The organism is Mycobacteroides abscessus ATCC 19977 (assembly GCF_000069185.1).
Classification (GTDB): domain Bacteria; phylum Actinomycetota; class Actinomycetes; order Mycobacteriales; family Mycobacteriaceae; genus Mycobacterium; species Mycobacterium abscessus.
The window spans coordinates 4,071,037-4,083,548 of sequence record NC_010397.1; the positions used below are offsets into that span (position 1 = coordinate 4,071,037).

At 61.9% G+C, this 12,512-nt stretch carries 13 protein-coding genes; 11 read left to right on the top strand and 2 right to left on the bottom strand.

Annotation, left to right across the window (positions count from 1 at the left end):
- Window positions 1-2: 2 nt before the first annotated feature.
- Entirely contained in the window at window positions 3-698 is a 696-nt protein-coding gene (locus MAB_RS20420; protein WP_005085989.1) for a TetR/AcrR family transcriptional regulator, read from the bottom strand.
- A gap of 293 nt (window positions 699-991) precedes the next feature.
- Between MAB_RS20420 and MAB_RS20425 the strand changes: the two genes are divergently transcribed.
- From MAB_RS20425 to MAB_RS20475, 11 genes are all read left to right on the top strand, one after another.
- Window positions 992-1,651 (top strand): TetR/AcrR family transcriptional regulator, encoded by a 660-nt coding sequence (locus tag MAB_RS20425; protein WP_005085988.1) that lies wholly within the window; start codon window positions 992-994, stop codon window positions 1,649-1,651.
- 347 nt (window positions 1,652-1,998) lie between these two features.
- The gene (locus MAB_RS20430; protein WP_005077888.1) at window positions 1,999-2,961 is read left to right on the top strand and encodes an MlaE family ABC transporter permease; all 963 of its coding nucleotides are present in this window, start codon (window positions 1,999-2,001) and stop codon (window positions 2,959-2,961) included.
- A 2-nt stretch (window positions 2,962-2,963) separates the two neighbouring features.
- Window positions 2,964-3,842 (top strand): ABC transporter permease, encoded by an 879-nt coding sequence (locus MAB_RS20435; protein ID WP_005085987.1) that lies wholly within the window; start codon window positions 2,964-2,966, stop codon window positions 3,840-3,842.
- A gap of 3 nt (window positions 3,843-3,845) precedes the next feature.
- Window positions 3,846-4,940: an MlaD family protein gene (locus MAB_RS20440; RefSeq protein WP_005085986.1), complete on the top strand. Its 1,095-nt coding sequence runs from the start codon at window positions 3,846-3,848 to the stop codon at window positions 4,938-4,940.
- Window positions 4,937-5,950: an MlaD family protein gene (locus MAB_RS20445; RefSeq protein WP_005085985.1), complete on the top strand. Its 1,014-nt coding sequence runs from the start codon at window positions 4,937-4,939 to the stop codon at window positions 5,948-5,950. Before MAB_RS20440 ends, MAB_RS20445 begins: the two co-directional genes overlap by 4 nt.
- A gap of 14 nt (window positions 5,951-5,964) precedes the next feature.
- Window positions 5,965-6,969: an MlaD family protein gene (locus MAB_RS20450; RefSeq protein WP_005077892.1), complete on the top strand. Its 1,005-nt coding sequence runs from the start codon at window positions 5,965-5,967 to the stop codon at window positions 6,967-6,969.
- Between the two features lie 8 nt (window positions 6,970-6,977).
- Window positions 6,978-8,225, top strand: coding sequence for an MlaD family protein (locus MAB_RS20455; protein WP_005077894.1), 1,248 nt, complete (start codon window positions 6,978-6,980; stop codon window positions 8,223-8,225).
- Window positions 8,222-9,256: an MlaD family protein gene (locus MAB_RS20460; RefSeq protein WP_005071126.1), complete on the top strand. Its 1,035-nt coding sequence runs from the start codon at window positions 8,222-8,224 to the stop codon at window positions 9,254-9,256. Before MAB_RS20455 ends, MAB_RS20460 begins: the two co-directional genes overlap by 4 nt.
- Window positions 9,253-10,332, top strand: coding sequence for an MlaD family protein (locus tag MAB_RS20465; RefSeq protein ID WP_005094759.1), 1,080 nt, complete (start codon window positions 9,253-9,255; stop codon window positions 10,330-10,332). The genes MAB_RS20460 and MAB_RS20465 overlap by 4 nt, the downstream gene beginning before the upstream one ends.
- Window positions 10,329-11,156: a hypothetical protein gene (locus MAB_RS20470; protein WP_005094761.1), complete on the top strand. Its 828-nt coding sequence runs from the start codon at window positions 10,329-10,331 to the stop codon at window positions 11,154-11,156. The genes MAB_RS20465 and MAB_RS20470 overlap by 4 nt, the downstream gene beginning before the upstream one ends.
- A 3-nt stretch (window positions 11,157-11,159) precedes the next feature.
- Entirely contained in the window at window positions 11,160-11,969 is an 810-nt protein-coding gene (locus tag MAB_RS20475) for a hypothetical protein (protein ID WP_005071137.1), read from the top strand.
- Here MAB_RS20475 and MAB_RS20480 read toward each other — a convergent pair.
- On the bottom strand, window positions 11,966-12,502 hold the full coding sequence (locus MAB_RS20480) for an SRPBCC family protein (RefSeq protein WP_005071139.1): 537 nt from the start codon (window positions 12,500-12,502) through the stop codon (window positions 11,966-11,968). The two genes, MAB_RS20475 and MAB_RS20480, sit on opposite strands and share 4 nt — an antisense overlap.
- Between the last annotated feature and the right edge of the window lie 10 nt (window positions 12,503-12,512).

The following is a 12,512-nucleotide window of genomic DNA, read 5'->3' on the forward strand; positions in this document are numbered from 1 at the left end:
GATCAGTCGGTGGGTAGCAGGATCGGATCGTCCGGGTTCAGCTCGACACCGCGGGCTTTGGCAGATGCCGCCAAGCCGCCCCACACGTAGACCACCAGCTCGTCAACGAGGGTCTCCTTACTGATCACCGGCTCATCGAACCAGCGCAGCACCGCGATACCGGTGGAGGCCAGCATCGCGTCGATCACGTACTCAATATGGTCCGCATTACCACCGCGAGAACTGAAGACCGATCCCACCAACTGTGCAATGGCATCCGACAACGGACGCCCGCTCTCGATGAGCGATGTCGCGTTCGCATACTGCACGCCCAGCAGAAAGCGCACCAGGTTGGGACGCTCATCGACAAGGTCGACGTATCCGGCCATACCTGTACGGAAGAGCTCCAGCAAGGAAACGGACAGGTCGATGTTCGACACCACCCGCTCAACGACCAGCTCCTGCACGCGCATCGCCACCGCGGCGAAGAGGGCTTCCTTGTCGGTGAAGAAGCGATACAGCTTGGGCCGCGAGATACCCGCGGACTTGAGCACATCGTCGATAGACAGATCGGGACCGAGTTCATCGATCGCATTCAGTGTGGCTTCGACCAGTTCCGCGCGGACCTTCGCGCGATGCTCACGCCACCGGTCGACGCGGGCGTCACCGGTCAGCTCAGGAAGGCCGCGCTCCGGGTACACCTGCGTTGACACGCCCACATCGTAGACCGACCATCGGCCTCCCCGACGCGCATATCGCCAGGTACAGGTCTCGGGAATCTCAAGGCACTGCGAGTACGGGCAAACCGTACCGTACTTCCAGCAAACAAACCACGCCAGCGGGCATGAGGTTGTCCCCCTAGAGACAGGTATGCGCCACACCTATCCGACCTCACAGTATTTACTCGACCTACCGTTCAGCTAATGAGCCAGCTTGTGACGGCGCCCGAACGGTGTCGTGACAACTTCGTGTATTTTCCAACATATTTGCCAGCAGTGGTTAATGTGATCGCGTGGCCAGTACCAGCAGTGGCCGGCGAGGGCCGGGGCGTCCGCCCAACCCGGCGCGTGCACGCGAACGTCAGCGAGCGCTGACGGAGGCGGCCGCGCTGGAGTTCGCCGAGAAGGGCTACCACAAGGCCAGCATCACCGACATCACACAGCGCGCCGGAGTGGGCCGTGGGACGTTCTACCTGTACTTCGACACCAAACGCGACGTCCTGGACGCGGTGATCGACAGCTACTTCCAGCGAACGGTCGCCGCCGTGAATGACACCAGCGACCTGCTCGGGAACGCCAGCGATTTCGAGCTGCACCTGCGCACGGTATTCACCCGCCTTTTCGACATGTTGGACAACAGTCCGGAAATCATGCAGGTCATCCTGCGTGAAGGCCTGCTCGACACCGCGATGACCAAACGGATGTTCGGCATCCTCGACCTCATCGAGGCCATCAACGTCACCATCATCGAACAGGCCGTCATGGACGGCGCCATCACCGCGGCGGTGGACATCCCGTTCCTGGCCCATGCGATCACGGGGTTGTCCATGGCGGCCACCCTCAAAGCCATCAGGGGCGAACTAGAAGGGGACGCACGCGAGGCCTACATCGGCTCGTTCATCCAGTTGGTGCGGACCGCGACGACCGGTTCCACACCTGTCGCAAATTCTTGACAATTCGCGTCCCAAGATCATCAACCTCCGCTAGCCTCGGCCCTAGCCAATAATCTGACTACCAAGTCAGTGAATTGCTGGGGCCAGGGTCGGGGGACCTCCGGCGGCCTCGCGACGACGGCGCCCCGACCGGGCGACATGACGCATCCGCGTGCGCATGGCACACAGCTGCTAACGCCAAGCGTGGCAACACCACGCTTGACACAGACCATGAGCTACACCATACTAAGCCACCATATGTGATGCAGGGTACTAGTAACCCAGTGTTACGCAAATGGAAACACTAGGGCCGTTAGGCCACTTCAGCCGGATATTTGAAGCCAGAGGAGCCGCTGTTGAGCTCAGCAATGAGTCATGTAGCGGCCGATGCACGTCTGGAGCCCGCCGCCGACGATTGGACCGAAACACCGGATGTTGAATCCGGCAGCAAATCTGAGGACGATCACACTAGCGATCCGGCAGCGGGAGCACTCCCCCAGCTACTCGATCGGGCGCCTCGGCTTATCAAACGCCCGGTCGCATACGCGGTCTCTCAAACCGATTCGATGCTCAAAACCCTCGGACGCTACGTCGATCTGGTGGTGCAGTCCTTCGCGTTTCTCATCAGCGACATCGTCCGGCTCCGCCATCCATGGCAGGACACGGTGATCCAGTCCTGGTTCATCCTGACCGTCACCGTTGTCCCGGCCATCCTGGTATCGATCCCATTCGGAGTGATCGTTGCCGTGCAGGCGGGCAGCATCATCTCGCAGGTGGGCGCATCCTCTATTTCCGGAGCGGCCGGTGGCCTGGGGGTCATTCAGCAGGGCGCCCCCATCGTCGCCGCGCTCCTTCTCGGTGGTGCAGCGGGTTCGGCGGTCGCCACCGACCTCGGCGCCAGGAGCATCCGCGAAGAGGTGGACGCCATGCGCGTGATGGGGGTCAACCCGGTTCAGCGGCTCGTGACGCCTCGGCTGGCCGCGATTCTTTTCGTGTCACCGCTGCTGTGCATCTTCATCATCTTCGTCGGGATCTTCGCGGGATACCTGGTCAACGTGGGCTTTCAGGGCGGCACCCCGGGCAGCTATCTATCCTCGTTCGCTGCCTTCGCCAATGTCAGTGATGTCACCGTCGCTGTCCTCAAGACCTGGCTTTTCGGTGTGGTGGTCATCTTGGTGGCCTGCCAGCGTGGACTGGAGGCCAAGGGCGGCGCGCGGGGCGTCGCCGATGCGGTCAACGCCACAGTGGTAATCGGCGTGGTCACCGTCATGGTGCTCAACACCGTGATCACGCAGATTGTCGCCATGTTCATGCCGTCGAAGGTGGGCTGACAATGGCCACCTCCCGACCATCCCGGTACTTCCCGGATGAGCTGCCCGCCGCAGTGCGTTCCGTGTGGAACTTCACCAAGGGCGCGGGCGGTTCGGCCGAATATCTCGGGCACCAAATCACTTTCGTCGGCCTGGTGCTGGCCGCGATACCCCAGACCCTCAAGCGCTACCGACGTCAGACCGGGATTCTGCTTGTCGACATGACGTGGGGCAACGGCTCGATCATCGTGGGCGGCGGAGTCATCGGCGTATTGGTCTTCATGGGCATCGCGGTCGGCGCTTCTGTTGGCATCGTGGGCTTCTCGACCCTCGACATGGTGGGCATGGGCTCACTCACCGGCTTCATCTCGGCCTATGTGAATACCCGGGAGATGGCACCGATGATCGCCGCGATCGGATTCGCCGCCCAGGCCGGATGCCGGATGACCGCGGAGATCGGCGCCATGCGCATCTCCGAGGAAATCGACGCGCTCGAGGCCCAGGGCATCCGCTCCATCCCGTTCGTCGTCACCACCCGCGTGATCGCCGGAATCATCATCATCGTTCCGCTGTACGTACTGACTCTGCTGCTGGCCTACGGCTCCTGCGCCTTCATGGTGTTCTTCGTCCATAACCAGTCGCAGGGCGTGTACAAACACTACTTCGACTCATTCGTCCATCCGGTGGACGTGCTCTATTCGGTGATCAAAGCCGTCGTATTCGTTGTCATCATCATCGCCATCCAGTGCTACCAGGGCTATTACGCGGGTGGCGGCCCCGAGGGCGTGGGTATGGCTTCCGGCCGCGCGATCAGGGCCTCGCTGGTGGCGGTCGTGCTCTTCGACATGCTCCTCACGTTGCTCTTCTGGGGCAACAATCCTGGAATTCAGATATCGGGGTAACAGGTGGCCATCTACAAAGATCCCAGTGGGCGCTCCGCGGGCCCGACCGCCCTCAAGGTACGGGGGCTTGTGCTGGCGCTCGCGGTCGCGGCCGGCGGCTACTCGCTCTATCAGTCGGGTATCGGCAGCTACGGCGAGCCGTTCGAGCTCACCCTGATCACCAACACCATCGGTGAGGGCATGGGCCCGGGCGGCGAGGTCAAGTACCGGGGCTACAACATCGGGCACGTCAAGTCCCTGCAGACCACGGGTTACAACAAACAGCGGATGACGGTGATCCTCGACGGCCGACAGGCCAAGGCGCTCACCTCCGACACCAAGGCACAGTTCACCTCGTCGAACATCTTCGGCACCGCCGCAGTCGAACTGGTCAGCAGTGGCGTCGGCGAGCAGCTGAAATCTGGTGGCGTACTTGAGATCAGCAGCGACGTCCAGGCCGCGTCCATCACCGGATTCCTGCGGATGGGTCAGCGGCTGGGCGCCATCCTGGACACTCCTCAATTCAACGCGATCATCGCGACGTTCGAGCGGCATGCTGATCTGACCGGTCCCGTCGTGAAGTCCTTCTGGGACTTGTTCGCGATGATCGCCGACACGCAGAAGGTGCCGTTCTCAAAGACGCTGGATGTGATGGCTTCGTTGATCGAGGGCGCCAACGACTTCGTCCCCGTCATCGGATCCACCAACAAACTGCTGGACAGCCTCGACTTCATGGTGGGTCCGGGCAACACGGAAAGAGCTGCCGCCGCGCTGGGTTCGCTATCGGATCTACTGAAATCGGCCGGAGACGGGCTGCGTGCCAACAACGACTGGCTGGTTCCATTGATCCGGTCGATCATGGATCTCGCCGTTCCTTTCACCTACTTCTTGGGCAGCCTCGCGCCCGCGTACGACCGGCTCAACGGTTTGCTCGACCGCACCACCGCCGCCTTCCCCGTCGACAACGGCAAGGTACGCCTCAACGTCCAGCTGATCATGGACACCGCTCCGGGGCTCGGTGCGGCACTGCCAGTACCGCTCGACGGTCAAGCCGCTCCCGTGGCGGCGACCGCACCCACCGGCCCCGCCCCCGGACCGACCGCTGGAGCGCCACGATGAAGCGGATCGTGTTTCTGATGGCAGGCCTCACCGCAATCGTCGCGGTGGCGGTGGTGTTGACCCTGATCATCGTGAACGCCCTGCGCACACCGGTCAACGGGCCGGTCCGGCACTACGACGCACTGTTCACCGACGCGTCGGGCCTGATCGTCGGCAACGACGTACGCATCTCGGGTGTCCAGGTGGGCAAGGTCGAGAAGATTCATCTGGACGGCAAGAACGCGCGTATCACCTTCAACGTGCTGACGGACCATCCCCTGTACCAAAACACCACCGTGGCAATCCGATACCAGTCGCTGGTCGGGCAGCGCTACGTCGAGATCGCACAGGCGCCGACACCCAGCGCCCCTCTGGCGGCCGGCACCACCATACCGCTCGGCCAGACCATTCCATCTTTCGATATCGCCAAGTTGTTCAATGGCTTTCGCCCCATTTTCGAGACTCTTGATCCCGCGCAGTTCAACAGGCTGACCGAGAACATCCTGCAGCTCATCCAGGGCGATGAGCGCGGAATCGGACCGATCCTGCGCGATATCGACGCCGTGCTCAAGCTCTCGGTGGACCGCCAGGCCGCACTGCAGACGATCATCACGAATCTGGGTGACATCTCCAAGGATTTGGGCGGCACCTCGGATCAACTGTTCTATCTGATCAATGACCTCAATGACGTGTTGGAGCCGTTCGAGAAACAGGCCGACGAGTTCAACAGGGCGGGGGCGGATGCGCTGCCGGTACTGCGCAGATCGGTGAGCTTGCTGCGATACATCGAGAACTCGGTCGACGGCGCACAGCTGCCGCTGTACGACGTAGCAAGCCGCACCACCCCGGGAACCCCGACCATCATGGCCGGGCTATCGCTGATCCCCGACCTTGTGCAGGGCATGCGCGATGCGCTCATCGAGGAGAAAACCGCACCGCCCACCGCCTACGAGTGCAAGAACGGCGTGGTCAAGATGCCGGGCATCGGCGAGGTCTCCTTCGCCAATCAGGATCTGGTGGTGTGCAAGTGAAGTCCCTCAAAAGCATGTTCGCACGAAACCGCCCCATCCTGGACGAACACGAAGCCGCCAAACGCAATCGCCGCAACGGCCTCATCGGTGTTCTCGTCATCGCCGCCGTGCTGGCGGCCACCGGAGTGGCCTTCGTGAACACCAGCGGTATGAAGACCTACGCGCTACATCTGCGGGCCTCTGGCGGGCTGCGCGCGGGCGATGACGTGCGGATCGCCGGCATTTCGGTGGGCAAGGTGTCGACCGTGCGTATCGATAAATCCTTGGTGGAGGCCACTTTCACGGTGGACCATGCGGTGCCCGTCGGGTCCGAATCACGTGCCGACATCCGCATGCTGACCCCGCTTGGCGGACACTATCTGGCGCTGTATCCCGAAGGGTCAACGCCACTCGGCAAGACCCCGATTCCGCCCGAGCGCACCAGCATCCCTTTCGAAATCAACGAGCTGTTCCAGAAGTTCACCCCGGTGGTCAAGAAGGTGGACGCCAAGGTAATCCACGACAGCCTGATGGAAGTCGCCAATGCGGTCGATAAGTACCCCAACGGTCTACGAGACTTCTTTCAGTCGTCGCAGTCCCTCATCAAAGCACTCGAGCCCACCACCGAGGACTTTCACGCCACCCTGAACTACGCGAACGAATACCTGCGGGCCTTCAAGACCGGCAAGGAGCAGCTCGCCAGCATCGTCACCATGATGTCCAAACTCGGTGCCAAATACAGCAAGTCCACCACGGACCTCATCGAGGTCTTCGTGCTGCTGCGAGACCTGGCCCGGATATTCGACCGATTTTTCAAGGCCTACGCGCGCGACTACGAGCCCATGCTCAACGGACTCGACGACATCGTCGACACACTCACCAAATACCCCGAGAAACTGGGTAAGGCCGCCGAACAGTGGGGCCAGCTCGTCGGGATCGTCCTGCCCATGCTCAGCGGCAACGGCATCACCATCAATGAGAACGACCGAGTGATACCCGGACAAGATGTTTGCCTACCGCACTTCTTCAGGTTCTGTTGAGGCCCTTGATGACACAGCCAGTATTTGTCCAGAACATCCTGACCCGCCTCGCGAACATGCGTCCTGCCGCACGCGCGGCAGTGGTGAGCGCGGCCGCGCTGGTGCTTGTCGCGGTGATGGCCATCGCCGGTATCTTCGGTGCGCGCACCATCTTTCCCGCCGTCAAGAACATGGTGATGCCGTACCTGGGAAATGCCCATATCCCGTTGCTGGACCACACCCGCTCGCTCTGCGCGAACTTCCGTGACGGATCCGGGCTGTACAAGGGCAACAAGGTTCTGCTGCTCGGTGTCGAGGTCGGAACGGTGACGGCGGTTACCAACAAGCCCGATCATGTCGAGGTCGACTTTGAGATTCCGAGCGATATGGAGCTGCCTGCCGACGTAGGTGCGGCGAGCTACTCACAATCGGTGATCACCAATCGGAGCATCGAACTCACCCGGCCATGGAGTGAAGGGCCAAAATTTGCGGGAGCCCAGTGCATCTCGACCGAGAACACCAGAACCCCGGTAACCGTCACCGAGTCGTTCTCGGCGATAGGCGAACTCGCTGACACCCTGATGCAGGCAACGCCCGGACAAGATCCCGGGGACTCGCCGGGCGTGCGGGCACTCAACAAGACCCTCAAGGGCGCGGCCAGATCACTCGATGGTGTCGGCCCCGGATTCAAGGAGATGCTCAACAGTCTCACCAAGATGGTGGGAGATCCGTACAAGGCAAACGCCGACTATCGGCAGCTGTTCGAGAACAGCGCCATCGTCACCTCGAACTGGCTGCAGTACTGGAATGAATTCGCCGGCGTGGTCACATCGCTCCCCGAAGTCGGGCGCCTGATCGCAGGCATATCTGACAATTTCGCTCAGGCTCTGGACAACCTGGTGTCGCTTCTTCCGACGCTGAACGGCATGGTGCAGCGCGCGTCCGGCCGGCTGTACAAGAACGTCTTCGACAAGCTGGTGCCCTGGATACGCGACATCCTCAATGCGTATACCCCGCATATCCTCACGTTTTTCAACACGTTACCGCCGGTGATCAATTGGCTGGCCGACGACATCTATCTGCCGAACACCAAGACCCATGGCGTGACCTACATCCCTCCGCGCGTTGCCATTTCGCCCGAGCAGGCCAGTGCCATCTGCCAGAATCTGCGTGATCGAAACACCCCCGGCTCGCAGGCGGCCTGCGCGCCCGGAACCGGCTCGGACCCGGTGACGCTCGGCCTGACCAACCTGATCATGGGGGCGGCGCTGTCATGATTCGCAGCATCCTGATAATCCTGTTCGCGGCGGCATTCGCGGTAGTACCGGCATGTTCATCGGAGGCGCTGGATCCCACCAAGATGCCGATGCCCGGGGCCTACCTGCCCAAGAACACATATCGCCTCAAGATCGAATTCTCCAGCGTGCTGAATCTGCCGGGTCGGGCGAAGGTCGACTCGGGCGGCGTGCAAGTGGGCTTGCTGGACCGGGTGGAGCTCAAGGGCACCACGCCCGTGGCGTACGTCGAAATAGACGGAGACGCCAAGTTCCCGGAAAATGTCAGGGCCGAGCTCCGGCAGGCCACCGTGCTCGGGGATATCTATATCGCGATGATCTCCCCCAAGGATCCGGCGACCACGCATCTCAAGGACGGCGACACCATAACCCTGGCCAATACCGTCCCGGCGGCGAACGTGGAAGACCTCATGCGGTCCATGTCGAATCTTATTGGCGGCGGCAGCCTTAACACCATGCAGACCACGGTCGCGAACATGAACAGCGCTTTTCCACCCCCGGAGGAACTCGACCGCATCCATCGAGCGCTGGCCGGCGTCATCCACGACCTGTCCAGCAATCAGGACACCCTCAACAAGATCCTGACCAACATGCAGACCGTGAGCGAGAGCTTCCGGGCCAACAAGGGGACGTACCTGCGGCTGCTCTCCGAGGGTCCCACCAAGCTGCCGTCACTGGCCAAAGTTGTACTGAGTCTTAGTGATCTGATCATCAACGCCTCCGAGTTCGGACGGCAGATCGGACAGATCTTGGATTACCCCAACCTGATGCAGATCCTGTCCTATCTCACCCCGTTCGTCCACAGCGCCTCGACCGCGGATACCACCATTCCGGTGCTGGGCGACAAGATGGTCCGGACAATCCGTGATCGGATCATCCCCTTCTTCAAAGACGGCGGCCCCAAGTACACCGTGACCGATATTCAAAATCCCGATGGCACCCTGGGTGTCAGTCCCGGCGAGCGCGCCGATTCGGTCATCCGGAACATGCAGACGATGGGGCTGGTGCGATGAGGCTCAAAGTCCTGCTCACTCTCGCAGTGCTCTCGATCATCTCGCTCGTCGGCGCGGTCTACATGGCCTTCGGTGTGCTTGATATCGCGTCCACCAGCAAGACCAATCACATGACGCTCATGTTGAACAGCTCGGGCGGCTTGATGTCCACCTCCCAGGTCACCCTGCGCGGCATCAAGGTGGGGCGGGTCACCGATATCCAGGCCACTGCTACGGGTCTGGCCGTCTCGATGGCACTCGACAGCGGGTATCCCATCCCGGTGGACAGCCAAGTGAGCGTTCAGAATCTCTCGGCCGCCGGTGAACAGTACGTGGAGTTCAAACCGGTTCGGATCGAACCTCCGTACTACAGCGACGGAGCCGTCATTCCGGCGTCGAAGGCCGCCCCGGTCTACACCGTCAGCGATCTGCTGCAAAAGGGCAATGCGCTCATGCAGGCCATGGACGCCGACGCCCTGGAAACCACACTGAACAACGTAGCGGCCGGATTCGTGGACAACACCAAGACCATTGACGAACTGGCCACCACCGCAAGGCTGTTCGCCCAGATGGTCAACGACGATAAGCACTATCTGGCCGAGCTGATTGGCAATACGTCCACCATAACCAATGGCCTCGGCGAGATTCGGGCGGGCGATATCTTGAAGCAGTCCGCCAAGACTGTCCCACGGAGCCTCGCTGGCTTGGGGGATCTGGTCAAGGTGATTGAGAAGCTTGAGCCCATCGTCGAAGCCGGCATGGGCGACGGCAAACCACTGACCGATCTGGTGGACAAACTGTTCGACTACATCAATGCCCTGTCCGAACCACTCTCGGAATTCACGACGGTTCTCGAACCCATCGTCGCGCCGCTCCGTGACGTCAAGTTGGATGCTGGGCACTGGCTTGATTTCTGGGATTCGACTTTCAACAACCAGGGCGGCCTGCGCATCCACCTGGGTGTGCCCGAGTGGCCTCAGCCCGACCCACACCAGACCGCACCAGGCACCCAGCCGGCGCAACCGACGGCCAAACCATCAGCCCCGCAACCGACACCAGCACCACAAACGGCAACAGCAGGAAGGTCCGGATCATGACCGACATCGTCGAGCGCGCGCTCACCCTGGATGACGCAGATCCCGAAGAACTCGCGGAAATGGCCGAGGAGCCGAACCCGGGATCGGCCGAGACGCAGACCACCGGCAAGGCCGCGAAGAAGAAAACGGCGAAGACCGTCAAAGCTGTGGAGCGGACCGCTGATCCGGTCATCGGTGAAGGCGACGACGACAGCGGCCCCGGCATCTGGAAATGGATCGCGATCGGTCTCCTCGCATTGGGAATCATCGGCGCGCTCTTGGGCGTTTGGCAGTACCAGAAGTTGTCCGACACCCTGGCCACCGTCCGCTCGGCTGACGCCGAACGCACCGCGGCCACCGACGCGGCATCGGCCTACGCCATGAAGTCGCTCACCTATAGCTATGAAGACCCAGACGGATTCTTCAAGGCCGTCAAAGAGAATGCGGCAGAACCCCTCAAGAACAAGTACAACGACGCCGAGAAGCTACTCAAAGCCATCATGCTGCAGGCGCAGGTGACCTCCAAGGGAGAGATCATTGCCTCGGACGCGGTCGCCCAGCAGAACGGCATCTACCAGGTGATCGTCACTACTCGGCAGACCACCCGCAATGTACAGAACCCCGAGCCGCGGGCGACGACCCTGGTTCTGCAGATCACCGTGAAGAAGGACGGCGATGCCTGGCAGGTAACAGATATCGGCCCCAAGAACGCCAGTTCAACCGGAACCATCATGCATCCGGGTGACCAGAAGCTCATGCCCGAGGGGCCCGAAGCGCCGGCTGCGCCGGGCAAGACGCCGGCACCCGGCCTGCCGCCGCTGCCCGTACTTCCCGGACAGAAGTAGGTCGTGTCCCACCGTCTGCGTGGCCTGCGCGCGGGTATCGCCGCGACTGCCCTCCTGGCGTCGGCACAGGTGATTCATCCGGTAGCCACGGCACGGGCGGCGCTACCGCCCTGTGCCAGCCGCACCACGATGATTGTCCCGGAAAGCACGATGGCGCATACGGACTGCCGGCTGACCGCGGCCGATGGCACCGGGATCACCTTCGACGTCGTGTATTGGAAACCGTTACCCGACAACAACGACGCTCCGGGCTACCCACCGTTGTCGGTGCGGGTCACCATCAGGGACGCCTCCGGCAACACGTTGCAAGAGGTCAACGAGCTGCTGGAGCCGACCAGCCCCTCGCCTGTCGGCCTACAGGACATCGACGGCGACGGCCGGGACGAGATGATCATTCCGATGTCTACCCGTGTCATGAATGGTGCGGTGAATACCCGATTTTCGGTGTGGCGGGCCGAAAAGCAGACCACGCACTTCGAACGGATTCAGATGTTCGGACAGGCCATCTATCCCAGCGGGGACGGCTACGTGGTGGTCAACAGCGGCGCCTTCTCCAGCCGCGATCTCGATTTCTACCTGCCCACCGCGGCCGGATACACCCACATCATCACCCTGACGATGACCACCGAAGAGGTCGACCTCAACACCCGCAAGGTGCTCACCGCGAGCTGCATGGTGCACAAGCAGGCGGGCTTGGGGGCGATCGATATGGACTGGCAGGACTCCCCTGTGTTCTGTGACTCGCCTGCGGCCAAAGCTATTTGGCCGGATGCTGAGCGAGTGGAGACGAACCGCCGGGTGCAGGGCCGCTAGCGGTTACCGGGTGTGCGGCCCGGGCCATCCAGGAGCTCGATGAGCGACCGCAGGCCGGGCCGCATTCCCCAGGTGAACACCGCACGCAGCAGCGGCTGTAGCCAGCGCAGCGGCATCCATGAGACGAAGCGTGGGGTTATCGCGACGGTCCACTCCAGCACACAGCCATCGGGAGTGCCGGTCAGTACATAGTCCTCGGCCCACAGCTTCAGCAGCGGCCATGTCCCGGCCACCGCAGAGTAGGTGATGCGATGCGGCGGGTCATATCGCCAGAATCTTTCCCGCTGAATCCACAGAAAGCGCCACGGAGCCGATACCGTGCCCATCTCTCGCTCCATACCGGCACGACGGTCCGGCTCGTCGTAGCGCACACCACATCCGAAGGGAAGCCACGACCACGCATGGTCGCTATCCAGAGCGGCCCACACCTGGCCGACGGGCGCATCGAACGTGTGGGATGTGCGCAGCACGATGGCGGCCGATTCGAACGCCGAGTCGTCGGCTACCGGGATCGGGCACGTGGGGGCAAGCATCGGCCAACTC